The following is an 11,743-nucleotide window of genomic DNA, read 5'->3' on the forward strand; positions in this document are numbered from 1 at the left end:
TATAAAAAAACACTTGTATTTATGCTCAAAATGAGCATAATTAAAACATCTTATTCATTAGCAATATTCAATTGACTTATTTTTAGCGGCATATTACTTGTCGCTACTGTATAAAAGGTTTGCCTTTATGAAAACTTATCCTTACGACGCACCTATCATGAGTACGGACAATCGCATCGCCACTCAAATGAACATCGAATATGCCAAAGCCAAAATGCCAGCAGACTTGCCGCGCGCTGAACGCATCGTGGTTGAAGAAAACATCAAGAAGCTATTAAAAGAGCATAATGCGGTATTGGTCGCCCATTATTATGTCGATCCCTTTATTCAGGATTTGGCATTGGCAACGGGCGGTTGTGTGGGCGATTCACTAGAAATGGCACGCTTTGGGCAAGCGCACAGTGCACAGACATTGGTGGTCGCAGGTGTACGCTTTATGGGCGAGTCTGCAAAGATACTGAGTATGGAAAAAACGGTACTGATGCCAGACTTAGAAGCTGAGTGCTCGCTTGATTTGGGCTGCCCTGCTGATGAGTTTTCCGCATTTTGTGATGCCCATCCTGAGCGTACCGTCGTGGTTTATGCCAATACTAGCGCTGCCGTCAAAGCCCGTGCTGACTGGGTGGTGACGTCATCCGTTGGCATCGATATCATTCGCCATTTGCATAATAATGGTGAAAAAATTATTTGGGGCCCTGATCGCCATTTAGGTAAATATATCGCTAAAGAGACGGGCGCAGATATGCTGCTTTGGCAAGGATCGTGCCTCGTACATAATGAATTTAAAGCGACCGAGCTGCTGCAATTAAAAGAGGAGCATCCAAACGCTAAAGTATTGGTGCATCCTGAATCGCCTGATAGCGTGGTGGCGCTCGCCGATGTGGTCGGCTCTACTAGCAAATTGTTGCAATCGACTTATGAGATGGATGCCGATACCTTTATCGTCGCCACCGACTTAGGTATCTTGCATGAAATGCAAAAGCGCTCGCCAAATAAGCGTTTCTTAGCAGCGCCTACTGCTGGTGAAAGCGCAAGCTGTAAGAGCTGTGCCTTTTGTCCATGGATGGCGATGAACGGCTTAAAAGGTATCGAGCAATGCCTAACCAATCAGAGCGGTGAAGTTTTGATGACGCCTGATCTGGCAGTTGCGGCTAAAAAGCCCTTGCAACGTATGCTTGATTTTGCCGAATCACAAAAACAGCGAGTGGTAGCGAGCGGTGACATCGTTAAAGACCGCGAGCTGTTCGCCAATGTCGGAGCAGCCTAATATGAATGCGCTGTCTACAGCGGAAGCACTAAATGCTGATAATTTTGATGGAGCGGTACAAACCGATGTCCTAATTATCGGTGCAGGTCTGGCTGGTTTAAGCACGGCTCTAGCATTACCAACATTGCTGAATATTACCGTATTGAGCAAAGCCGACTTGGAAGTTTGCTCAAGCCATTATGCGCAAGGTGGTATTGCTGCCAGCCTAGATAAAAATGACTCTGTCGCTGACCACATAGCTGATACCTTAATCGCTGGCGCAGGGTTATGCGAAGCTGACAATACCAGTAGCATTTTAAGTGCCGGACAGCAGGCTGTGCAATGGTTATGTGAGCAAGGTGTGCCTTTTACCCAGATACAGCAAGATGATAATGCAAAACCTTTCACTGAACTACAGACTGCTAGCTTACATTTAACCAAAGAAGGTGGTCATGGCTGTCGCCGTGTGGCTCATGCAGATGATGCGACTGGTCGACACATTATGGAAGCCTTGACCATAAAGGCTCAATCTGCTGCCAATATCACTATTTTGCCTTATCATGAAGCGCTGAGCCTTTTAACAAGCAGTGATAATCAGTGCCAAGGGGCGCAAGTTTTTGATCATATTAGTCAACGACAACTAACTTTTTATAGTCGCGCAGTCGTACTGGCTAGTGGTGGCTTGGGTCAGTTATTTAAGCGTGCCAGTGCGCCCAACGTCTGTGTCGGTGATGGCGTAATGATGGCATGGCAAGCAGGCTGCCGCTTAGCAAACTTAGAATTCATCCAATTCCATCCGACTGGTTTGGCGTTAGATGACAGTAGCTTTTTGATATCGGAAGCCCTACGCGGTGAAGGTGGCCGTCTGACTTGTCCAAAGACCAGTGCGCGCTTTATGTTGGACATTGACGAGCGTGCAGAACTGGCACCACGCGATATCGTCGCTCGTGCCATTGCTGAGCAGATTAGTACGAATGGACTTGGCTACGTAAACCTTGATGTCAGTCATCTGCCAGAACAGTTTTTACGAGAGCACTTCCCGCAAATTTATCAAACGTTATTAGAGCTTGGCATCGATATGACTACTGACCCAATTCCGGTCGCACCTACCGCTCATTATAGCTGCGGCGGCGTAGTCACATCTGTCAATGGTATGACCGATGTGGCAGGTCTCTATGCCGCTGGCGAAGTTGCCTATACAGGTTTGCATGGTGCTAATCGCTTGGCGAGTAATTCACTTTTGGAATGTGTGGTGGTTGGGCGCAATATCGCTGCTGACTTACCGCGCTATTTAAAAGACGTGACCGAGCTCAGTCAAGCGACATATTTTGATAAAGTAAATCAATCAGCCATTGGCATTTGGACGCCGCCAACGCTTAAAGATACTCAGCCCATTACTCTGCCACCGTCTACTGACTATGAAAGCAATACTCATCATAACGTCAATATAGATGCTGACATAGCTGGGATAACCGCCAAACTAAAAGTTCTGATGACTGCTCATATGGGTATCACTCGTAGCGCTGGGCAATTAGCACAAGCATTGCTACAAATAGAAAATTGGCAGCAGCAGCTTGGATGCCTCAAGTCTGATCCTCTCAAGATAACTAACGCTCTCAATATAACTAATTCTCTCGATATAAATAGTCAGAGCAATACCATTCCCTATGATGGCTTGGCATACTTTCAATTAGCACGACAATTACAATTAGCGACATTGATTATTCAGTCGGCTTATCAGCGTTATGAGAGTCGCGGTGGTCATTATCGTCAAGACTATCCACATCTAGCAACCACACCTCGAACGAGTGTGATTGCGCCCTTATCGAAGTTGAGAGAAAGTGACAAAACAGGTAACAAAGAAGGTAGCATTGATTGGTTGGTTCAGCCTATAATCGATGACACAGAGGTTGGAACAGCATACAGTTGCTAACGTCTAACAGCGATTGAAGGTTGTTATTCTAGCCATGAAAAACGATAAATTGCCGTTCTTTATTGACCCCAAAGTGCTTAAAATATGGCTACTGATACGCTGTTTGTGATCGGACTTATGATGGTCGTCAGTTTGACGTGGGCCTTGCTTGCCCTACCTCGCTTGCGTAAGCGCCTGCCAAAAATTTATCTGATTGCACGCTCGTGGTGGCTGATGTTAGCGGCGCTTTGCGCGTGTTATGTTATCGCTAAGATAACGGATAATAGCCAACCCTCACAGCCTCCTACCTACCCCTACCAGTGGATGCTCATCGCTTTTTTCGTCTTAATTGGTTTGCGTGGTAGCTATGAGATCAAACGCTTATGGTGCATACGCAACAAAGCTGTGCTGATTCACAAGCTCCAAGCGCGCGGTTTACAAGCGAATACTCAGCCTTTTAGCCAAACCCTTCCTCATTCTCCTCAAGCTTACACACGTTTAAATCTGTTAGACCTATTCTTTAGTTTTACTTTTATCACCCTGATTGTCAGCCTTATTGCCTTACAACAATTAATCTGGCAGCGCGAACAGTATGGCGTTTTATTTTTTGTTTTATTTGCCAGTCAATTTAATGATATTGCCCAGTATTTATGTGGACGATTGCTTGGTCACAAGCTGTTTAAGCGTGGTCTTGCCCCAACCATTAGCCCTAATAAAAGTATCGAAGGCGCTATTTTCGGCAGTATGCTAGCGGCACTATTGGCGACGCTATTGGGCATTTGGCTGACGCATTTTAGCTGGTGGATTTGCTTATTAGCCGCTTATGGCTTAGCGGTCAGTGGTATCGCTGGAGATTTATTAGAGTCCGCCTTTAAGCGTCAGCACGGGGTAAAAGACACGGGTACGATGCTCGCTGGACATGGCGGCGTATTAGATAGAGTGGATAGCTTGCTGATTGGCGTGCCGTTATTTACCTTGTTTTATTGGCTGCTCGGCTAAGTTATTATATAGTCGATTCAATTTAAAAGTAGTACAAGGCAACCGAGTGTAGATGTATATGTGATACTTCAAGCGAGGTTAACGCTGTAATACTTTTATAGTGGAATGACTATAGTCGATCCACTTTTAAAAGATACAGTGCTACTGGGATTAGTTATTCGCAGCCTCTGTCGGCGTAGGCACAGCAAGCAAGCAAGCAAGAAAAATTGATACCAGTAGCACGTTATAATAGTTGTATTTCTTTTATTTAGGACTAACTATATCCAGTAGGTTTATCCAATCTACTGCGCAATATCCAGTTAAGTACAGGCTTAGGTAAATGATTGAGCGCCCGAGTAATATAGCGCATAGAGCGTGGAAAGATTGCCAGCTCAATATCATCATCAATCGCTTGCATGATATGGTCAATTGCTGTTTGAGTCGTCATTATAAAGGGCTTATGACTGGCATCGCCGTCATTTAAATCATGCAACGCTTGGGTATCAATATAGCCTGAGGCAATACAATTCACTTGGATATCATAAGGTGTAAGTGCTGCTCGATAAGCGCTAGCAGCCGCAATCATGGCGCGTTTGCTTTTGGCATAAAGGCTGGCATAAGGATACTGCATAGTACCAGCGATAGACGCGATACAAATCAAGCTGAGTCTGCTATTTTCTTTGCAATCTGATAAATAACTTTGGCGCTTTAACTGCTCACTTGCCCACCTAAAAACCTGCTCAAATGCTTGCAAATTAATCGCGAGCATTTGATCGCTATCCGCTTGACTCAGATCGTGGACGCGCTCGTTGGTGTAACTACCCGCGCTATAAATCACTCTTTGAAAGCTGATATCTGACAAGCTCTCTAACAAACTTTGTGTTTGCACACTATCCATCAAATCACAGCAATAAGTGACAATATTAGGATACTGACTATTGATATTATCTATCTTCTCCATACTATGACCAACCACGCTCACTTGCCAGCCAAGCGCTTGATGATGCAGCGCCAAACCTAAGCCAAGACCACTCGTACCGCCAAAAACGATAAGATGCGATGGCTTATGAGCTGAAGTAGACTGTGTAATATTTTTCATTTGTGAGTTCATAGACCATGCTGCTTTATATAGTCAGCTGTACGCTGATAGCCATATTGCCATTGCGCCTGCATTTGCTGCACAAAGCCATCATAGTCACTGTGAATAAGCTCAACTGTCATTTGTCTGATATTAAAACGCTTTTGTACATGCTGTCCTGCCAACTGTTGTCCATTATCCGCAAAGGGTAACCAATGCAATTGACGGCTATTTCTTTCTGACTTCACAAGTGATGACGTTTCCATTGGCTGATAACCATGCACCTGTGCCAAACGCTCATTGGGGTCAAAACCAAAAACGCGCTGAATCGCTGGCGAAGCAAGATAAGTATCGTATCCTGCCTTGGTCTCTGCAAATACAGTCTGCCCTAGCTGACATGCTAGCTCGATCGGCGTAAGATTAATCACCCCGCCTAAGCACCACCCCAGATAGTCTATAGGCGTTGGCGGTAGATAATACATATCTGCCATGGAAGCGCGAACCGCTGAATTAAATTCCCACTGCTTTACGACATTTACTGACTGATGAATACGCCTATCGGCAAACGTATGCGCAGGTGAATTAAGTATTTCATCAAAATGCTCTGATACTGCCAAACGCGGTGGCGCAAATAACAACTCTTGTAGTTTAAACTCATTGTGGACAGATTTATCAGCAGTAGGCGCTTGATACAGTCGGCTAGCAATAATGGCTATCTCTGGCGCGGCGGTATTAAACGAATTATTATTCTGCTTGGGAGAAAAACGAGACAATTCATTGAGCCATTGCCCCTCGTTATCTATCCGAAACATTGCCAACTGCTGCAACTCATCTAATAGTCGCTCGTAGTTATCTGCTTGCTGCTGTTTTTGGCGGTTGGAAGTATGCCGTGACAAGCGCCAGCGTTTAAGCGCCTGAGTCATATAACGTACTTTTAGTCGCTTATTGGCTTCGTCTGGCGCGATATGCCTGATTGCAGTAATGACGCGGTACAACTCACGGCTGCACATCAGCTCCTGCAAATTTTTGGGGTCAGGCGCTAAATTGACTAAATAAGCCGACAGACTACCACCGCAGGTGCCGACGATGATATCTGGCGTCAAATCATGGGCAACCAATGCCGCATAACTGCCTAAATAATAGGCAAAACGTGAGCCGCCCCCTGAAAACAGTTGCACGCGCTCATAAGGCTTGGCGCTTTTTCTATTCAAGAGCTTAACGCTTTTATTATTCATCTATTACTTATCAGCATTTGGTGCTGTTTTAATTGCTAATGACACGGTAAAGATACCAAAGCGATCGATACGCATGGCGACTTTCTTAAAGCCAGCATTCTCAACCAATTGATCCATTTCCGCTTGCGAGCGACAGCGCATCACCCAACTGCTACCGCGATGATTGTTTAAGGTTTTACTAATAAATTCTTGCTCAGGATGCCACGGCTGATTGGTATAAAGTAAATAACCATCAGATTTTAAACTGTCATAAATACCCGCCAATGCCGTCGCTGGTAGCGTATTGTCAGAAAACAATTCAAACACGCCAGAGGCAATGGCGATATCGAACTTTTTATCATCAAGACCTTTAGCATCGCCACTTCCCTTCTGTACATGAGAATAACTGGCAGGGTCAAACGCATCTTTTTGACAAGTAAGGACTCGATCAGCAATCTCTAACTGTTCCGCCTTTGCCTGTAAGGCTTGGATATTGTGCTGCTCATAATCGCGTAGCTCAGCGTGCAAGTTGGTAAACTCTGTCAATAAATCAAAGGCATAAAAGCCATGCCCACTAGCGATATCGAGTAGTTTCGGCTGGAATGACTCAGTGCTGTTTTGCTTAGCTTGGTTTTGACTAGCTTGGTTTTGATTGCCAGACTTTATATCTGCTAAAGCTTCACGTGCCAGCTCTAATATATGCTCACGGCGAATACGAATTCCTTGCCAACCAATATTGCTCAAGTAAAACTTATCGACCGCCTGACCAAATTTATTCTGACCACTGGGCTGATTATAATAAACATGATCGAGCGAATGCCCCGAATCAAATCCATGCTCTAGTCCTGTGGCAATGGCGTCGCTGACATGACCAAATTTTTGCATGGCAAATCGGGTAATGGCAAAGCTTGGATTAAAGGGTTTAATCGCTAAACGATCAACCTTATCTTTACTGGCACTATTAAGATGAGCCGCGCTTAAATCAGGCGCTTTGACGTTCTTACTGAATACCTGCTCAGCGAAATCGATACAATCGGCGAAGACGTCTGCCTTATTGGTCTCATGAAAAATCGCATGATAGCTATCTGGATATAACTGCCAGCGTTTATCAGTCGTATTAATCGCCTCATAAAAATCGCGTTCGGCCTGCTTATCAACGACGTAATCTTTACCTGCGCATAATATAAAGGTTGGCACGGTGATAGCACTCGCATCATCGAGCAAGCGTTGACCGGTTGCGTGCGTATCGATGAGCAAGTCGGTCGAGATACTGTTTGAGATTAGCGGATCGGCATTATAAGCTTGCTGCGCGTCTTTATCATGCGTTAAGACTTGCGCTTTGACGTAGCTGCTCACGCGTGACATCAATCCAAGCGCGCGAGCCACCTTTAACGACGGTATGGCAAATGGCATATACAAGCGAATACTTAGCGCAGGCGTGCCGAGTATCATCCCACGAATATTTGGCGCGTAATCATGTACCCATGCTGCTGCGAGTACCGCGCCGATACTACTGGCGACGATTAACGTATCGGTAATAGCAATGCCCGTTTGCCCGATAACCAATTGCACAAAACCGTCTAAATCGCGCTCCAGCTCGGTGACGCTTTCGGCATGATCCTTGATACCACCTGAGCGCCCATTACCACGCGCATCCCAAGCAAATACTTGATAGCCAGCTTTTGCAAATTGTTCCCCAAGTTCTGCTAAGCGTCCAGAATGTTCGTGACCACGGTGTAGCAGAATGACTTGGCGCTGTTGTGTGTGTTGCTGACTGGCTTTTTTTATACCCTCTAAAGACATCGTCAACCAATAGCGATAATAGATTGCCGTGCCATCATACGCGTTGTAGCAACTTTCACCGCTAACAACTTCGGACGATAATAAATTAAGGTCATCACTAACCTTGTTTGGGGCAGCTTTAGCATTGGTAGACTGGGTATTTTTAGAAATAGCGGGCATTGTCTGGGACTCCAAAAGGGACGTTTTAGCAGCAGAGTTTGATAGAGGGGCATTTAATAAGAGAGAGTTCGATGCAAAGGTATTGGGAGATAGCGTATCAGGTTGATCAATAATCGCTTGGCAATCGATAGATAATATAGATTGATACGATGCGTCTGGTATTGACTCAAGACTGTCTAAACGGTTTGAGCGTAGCACAGGTGGTTTACGCATCAAATATAAGTCTGCCATATAACGCAGTCGATTGAGACAAGTTTTTAGTAGCAGCGCCTCTGTGAGTATAAATAATTGCCCTACTCTGATATGAAATAACGCGGGCGGTACTTTACTTGCCATAAAAGTGCCAAGCACACCGAGCACAAAAGCACGATCACTTTTGCCCAAAGGCCCTTGATTCGCTCTAATGTCTAACATCCTATTACTGGCGATACCTAGTAACTCGGTGCCGATACTAAGCACGATTAGACCGACAATATGTGGCTGATGAATTGATATACGGTTTGGTAAATTGACTGCCGAATCTTGCCAATTAGCATTCGCAACATGCGGAGCAAGACTTGCGATAAGCGCCGTATCAGCCACGATATCGCCCACTTCATTGAGCACTTCACCAATCCTTGATGCTTGCCCATGCTCGCGCGCCATCATGCCATCGATCGCATTGAGCGCCATGCGTACAAACAATGATGAAGGCAATAGAAGCCATAATTCCTGCTTCTGAGTTGCGGGCTTGGCAATCACATAAGCCGTACCAAGGCTCAATAAGATGGCTGACACCGTCACTTGATTAGCAGTAACCTTTTGCTCGACCAATGCATCGCTAATTGGGCGCAATTGATCTTGAAACTGAGACTTGAGCTGATAGAGCGACATAAGGCGAGCCAAATATATTCAGTCCTTTAATGTAGCAACAAAAGTTGATTAGGTAAATACTTAAGTATGGTTGTTAGCTGGATTATCATGCATAAAACCCTATCCTACCGTCTCGCTACAAAGGTGCTTATCTTATCAGTCAACATTTAATGGTTAAACAGTCAGTTTTCACAAGGAATCTTAGTCGCTCATGTCAGTATTAATCGCTTGATATGCTACAATCCTCAGCTTCTTAGAAATACCTTCTCAAAAACACCTTCAAAAATGCTACGAGCCTGCCACCATGCAAAGCCTGATTACCCTTGTTCTGGTATTAATGCCAATGTTTATTGGTTTTGCCATTCCTTCTAATCCTAAAATGACCAAGCTTGCGGATAAAGGCTTGTCTTATCTGGTATTTATCATCTTGGCGCTGATTGGTATTGAGCTGTCACAAGTGGAAGGGCTTGGCAGTCAGATAGGTGAGATTGCGCTGTATGTCACTATATTGTCGATACTGACGATTGGTACGGGCTTATTTTCCCTGATGTTGTTCGATCATTTGCGCCCATGGCACGCCAAAAAACCCAGCGTAAAATCTAAAGAACATCGCGTCAGTATTCGTGGCAGCCTCGCTCAGGTGATTTGTGTAGTCATTGGTATGGTGATTGGATACTTCCTACCAGACAATTATATGCCACCCGAAAACACCATGACGGTGATGTTAATGATATTAATTTTGCTGGTCGGTATTGGATTGAAAGGCTCAGGTATTACTTTAAAAGAAGTGCTGCTGAATAAACGCGGCGTTGAGATGAGCATTATTTTCACGCTAGCGGTATTGGTTGGTGGCTTACTATTTGCGCTGATGTTCAGTGAGGTATCGTGGACGAAGGGCTTGGCATTGGCATCAGGGTTTGGTTGGTACTCGCTATCTGCAATCGTCATGACCGATGCTTATGGCGCGGTTTGGGGCAGTGTGGCACTCTTTAACGACTTGGTACGTGAGTTTTTTGCGCTGATATTTATCCCCGTCTTTATGCGTAAATATCCATCAGCAGCGGTAGGACTTGGCGGCGCGACGAGCTTGGACTTTACCTTACCGATCATTCAACAATCTGGCGGTCTAAAAGTTGTGCCATTAGCGATTAGTTTTGGCTTTATTATTAATATTGTCTCGCCTGTGTTGATGGTGGTATTTTCGGCGTTGGGATGATAGCAAAAATTTTGATTCAAATAGGGTGAGAGTCCTTTCATTATCAAGCCATCGGTAACGCTTTATCCACTCGACAAGCCCTATCATGCCAATCGACAAAAGCCTTTATCGCTACAGACTCTAATTGATGACTGGCTTCCTTGCCAGCAAAACTCTCAACATAATGACAAGTACGATAGCCTTGGGCAAAACGATCATAGTCAACAATCCACTGTTTACGCGCTTTTAACTCATCTTGACGTTGCTCAATGCTACTATCTACATCGATATTATTAGAGCCAAACCAAAAGTTTTTAGCAGGGATATCTTTAGTCAGTTTTTTACCCTCAACCTCACCCATACGCCACGGCTTAGCAGTGAGCCGCGCTCGAAAGCACTGCTGTATTTGACTCAGACGCACATAATTGGCATCCGCATGGAAATACTCAAACCACTCCGCGACCAACTCATCACTTGGCGCGATAGTATCGTGTGTGGCAATAATGCGAAATCCTGCTGGCGTTTGATATAAACGAAAGCGTTCGGTAGGATGATTGGCAACACGTTTTTTGATTACATCCGTCATGTAAGGCAGTAATGAGGCGATATCATCGGTATATTTTTGTGCGTGTGCTTTGTCTCTTTGGCTGGCCTGTTGCCATAAATAAGCAGTCACGCCAAACATAACTGCTAATAGCCACAACCATGATAACCCTAGCCAAGCGATGACACTGGCGATAAGAATAAACACAAGGATAAAAACCCAAATTTTTAATTTGCTTGATGGTTTACTTTGATAAGTGGGTATAGCAGGCATAAAACCATTAGAGCTGTAATGTTCGGGATATAAATGACCTAGTAGATCTTTATTATCGACATCAATGATTGCGATGTTATCGACGTTAGCGACTTGTGCGCCGTAACTATTACGCGTAACGATAAGCTTCGTCACTGCTGCACTATTATTGGATAATTCATTTTCTGGAAAATCATGCTCAGAAATAATCTCTTCACGAATGGGAATACCGTTGCTTGCGTTATATTCTTCCTTGCGCTCACGACGTAAGATATCTTCACCTGCCAGCCAGCGGTTATGCGTCTCTCTCACGCGAGATTTAGCATGGCTTAGCGCTTCTGCTTGACTGACATCTGACCAACCATAACGTTTAATAGTGGCTTGTTTAGAATTAAAAGTATCAGACGTGTTATCAGCCGTTCCTGATAACTCAAAGCGCTGTTTGTATTGCGCCCAGTATTTAGGGATTAGCATGGGGTTTGCCTTTGGATAAGTCATTTAAGATAGATA

At 44.7% G+C, this 11,743-nt stretch carries 8 protein-coding genes; 4 read left to right on the top strand and 4 right to left on the bottom strand.

Annotated elements, in window-relative coordinates; translation table 11 throughout:
* The first annotated feature begins 127 nt into the window (after nt 1–127).
* The 3 genes from nadA to J5X94_RS11345 all read left to right on the top strand — a co-directional run bounded on the left by nadA (nt 128) and on the right by J5X94_RS11345 (nt 4,157).
* Nucleotides 128–1,267, top strand: a complete 1,140-nt coding sequence (gene nadA, locus J5X94_RS11335; RefSeq protein WP_194620314.1) for a quinolinate synthase NadA — start codon at nt 128–130, stop codon at nt 1,265–1,267.
* Between the two features lies 1 nt (nt 1,268).
* Nucleotides 1,269–3,179, top strand: coding sequence for an L-aspartate oxidase (gene nadB / locus J5X94_RS11340; RefSeq protein WP_210541332.1), 1,911 nt, complete (start codon nt 1,269–1,271; stop codon nt 3,177–3,179).
* An 84-nt stretch (nt 3,180–3,263) separates the two neighbouring features.
* On the top strand, nt 3,264–4,157 hold the full coding sequence (locus J5X94_RS11345; RefSeq protein ID WP_210541333.1) for a phosphatidate cytidylyltransferase: 894 nt from the start codon (nt 3,264–3,266) through the stop codon (nt 4,155–4,157).
* 253 nt (nt 4,158–4,410) lie between these two features.
* Here the strand turns inward: J5X94_RS11345 and J5X94_RS11350 are convergent, their stop codons facing one another.
* Genes J5X94_RS11350 through J5X94_RS11360 form a run of 3 tightly spaced genes read right to left on the bottom strand, consistent with a single transcriptional unit; the run spans nt 4,411 to nt 9,275 of the window.
* Complete coding sequence (locus tag J5X94_RS11350) at nt 4,411–5,235, bottom strand: SDR family NAD(P)-dependent oxidoreductase (RefSeq protein WP_210541334.1); 825 nt, start codon at nt 5,233–5,235, stop codon at nt 4,411–4,413.
* Nucleotides 5,236–5,243: 8 nt separating this feature from the next.
* A complete protein-coding gene (locus J5X94_RS11355) occupies nt 5,244–6,425 on the bottom strand; it encodes a patatin-like phospholipase family protein (RefSeq protein ID WP_210541335.1) in 1,182 nt (393 codons plus the stop codon).
* A 27-nt stretch (nt 6,426–6,452) separates the two neighbouring features.
* Nucleotides 6,453–9,275, bottom strand: coding sequence for an alpha/beta fold hydrolase (locus J5X94_RS11360; protein WP_210541336.1), 2,823 nt, complete (start codon nt 9,273–9,275; stop codon nt 6,453–6,455).
* 271 nt (nt 9,276–9,546) lie between these two features.
* Here J5X94_RS11360 and J5X94_RS11365 point away from each other — a divergent pair, with 271 nt between their 5' ends.
* Nucleotides 9,547–10,458 carry a lysine exporter LysO family protein gene (locus J5X94_RS11365; protein WP_210541337.1) on the top strand — a complete coding sequence of 304 codons (912 nt, stop codon included), beginning with the start codon at nt 9,547–9,549 and terminating at the stop codon, nt 10,456–10,458.
* Between the two features lie 43 nt (nt 10,459–10,501).
* Here J5X94_RS11365 and J5X94_RS11370 read toward each other — a convergent pair whose 3' ends face one another.
* On the bottom strand, nt 10,502–11,707 hold the full coding sequence (locus J5X94_RS11370) for a hypothetical protein (RefSeq protein WP_210541338.1): 1,206 nt from the start codon (nt 11,705–11,707) through the stop codon (nt 10,502–10,504).
* Between the last annotated feature and the right edge of the window lie 36 nt (nt 11,708–11,743).

The sequence above is a fragment of the Psychrobacter sp. K31L genome (genome assembly GCF_017942195.1).
Taxonomy (GTDB): domain Bacteria; phylum Pseudomonadota; class Gammaproteobacteria; order Pseudomonadales; family Moraxellaceae; genus Psychrobacter; species Psychrobacter glaciei.

What these genes read in the sequence shown, in the direction of transcription:
- nadA (WP_194620314.1), top strand. Translation starts at nt 128, where the DNA reads ATGAAAACTTATCCTTACGACGCACCTATCATGAGTACGGACAATCGC.
- nadB (WP_210541332.1), top strand. Translation starts at nt 1,269, where the DNA reads ATGAATGCGCTGTCTACAGCGGAAGCACTAAATGCTGATAATTTTGAT.
- J5X94_RS11345 (WP_210541333.1), top strand. Translation starts at nt 3,264, where the DNA reads ATGGCTACTGATACGCTGTTTGTGATCGGACTTATGATGGTCGTCAGT.
- J5X94_RS11350 (WP_210541334.1), bottom strand. Translation starts at nt 5,235, where the DNA reads ATGAAAAATATTACACAGTCTACTTCAGCTCATAAGCCATCGCATCTT.
- J5X94_RS11365 (WP_210541337.1), top strand. Translation starts at nt 9,547, where the DNA reads ATGCAAAGCCTGATTACCCTTGTTCTGGTATTAATGCCAATGTTTATT.
- J5X94_RS11370 (WP_210541338.1), bottom strand. Translation starts at nt 11,707, where the DNA reads ATGCTAATCCCTAAATACTGGGCGCAATACAAACAGCGCTTTGAGTTA.